General features: G+C 76.4%; 1 protein-coding gene. It reads left to right on the forward strand.

Translation table 11 applies throughout. The features are described from left to right. Positions 1 to 63: 63 nt before the first annotated feature. Positions 64 to 1,246: multidrug effflux MFS transporter (locus GTQ99_RS23385; protein WP_166618038.1), on the forward strand; the 1,183-nt coding region annotated here is incomplete at its 3' end.

The following is a 1,246-nucleotide window of genomic DNA, read 5'->3' on the forward strand; positions in this document are numbered from 1 at the left end:
CGGCCCGGCGAGCCGCCCACCCCCGCCGAGCCGTCCGCCCCCGCTGGGCGTGCCCGGCCGAGCATGGGGCGCACCGCGCTGGTGCTGGGGGCCTTCGTCGCGGTCGGCCCGCTGACCATCGACATGTACCTGCCGGCGCTGCCCACCATCGCCACGGAGCTGGAGACCGGCGAGGCCGCGGTGCAGCTGACCCTGACGGGCACGCTGGTCGGCCTGGCGCTCGGTCAGCTCGTGATCGGCCCGCTCTCCGACGCCCTCGGCCGGCGGCGCCCGCTGATGGCCGGGACCGCCCTGCACGTGATCGCCTCCCTGCTGGTCCTGCTGGCGCCGAACATCGCCGTCCTCGGTGCGCTGCGCGTGCTGCAGGGCGTGGGCACGGCGGCCGGTGCCGTCATCGCCCTGGCGATCGTGCGCGACCTGTACGAGGGCCGCGCCGCGGCCACGATGCTCTCCCGGCTCTTCCTCGTCATCGGCGCCGCGCCCGTGCTGGCCCCGACCATCGGCGGCGAGGTGCTGCGCTTCACCTCCTGGCGCGGGATCTTCCTCCTGCTGGGCGTCTACGGGCTGCTGCTGCTGGCGCTCGGCGCGCGCTCGCTGCGCGAGACCCTGCCGCCGGAGGCCCGCCGCCCGCTGCGCCTGGGCGCCACCGTGCAGACCTACCGCGCCCTGCTGCGCGACCGCACCTACCTCGGCCTGGTGCTGGTGGCCGGGCTGACCATGGCGGCCCTCTTCAGCTACGTGGCCGGTGCCTCGTTCGTGTACCAGGACCAGTTCGGCCTGGACCAGCAGCAGTTCGGCCTCCTCTTCGGCGCCGGCGCCGTGTGGCTGATCGGGGCCACCCAGCTGAACCCGCTGGCCCTGCGCCGCTTCGCCCCCTCGCAGGTGCTGCTGGCGGGCACCCTCGTCGGCCTGCTCGCCGGCACGGTGCTGCTGGTGCTGGCCGCCACCGGCACCGGCGGCCTGCTCGGGGTGGCGCTGCCGCTGTGGCTGGTCCTCTTCTCCACCGGCCTGGCCCTGCCGAACGCCCCCGCGCTGGCCCTGTCCCGGCACGGTGAGGCCGCCGGCGCGGCCGCCGCGCTCCTGGGGGCGGTGCAGTTCGGCGTCGGGGCCCTGGTCTCGCCGCTGGTGGGCGTGCTTGGCAACGACGCCCGCGCCATGGCCGCGGTGATCCTCACCGCCCTGGCGATCGGCACCGTCGTGCTGGTGGTGGTGGTGCGCCCCTGGCGGCTGGCGGCCGACGTCGACC

The sequence above is a fragment of the Kineococcus vitellinus genome, assembly GCF_009906315.1.
Classification (GTDB): domain Bacteria; phylum Actinomycetota; class Actinomycetes; order Actinomycetales; family Kineococcaceae; genus Kineococcus; species Kineococcus vitellinus.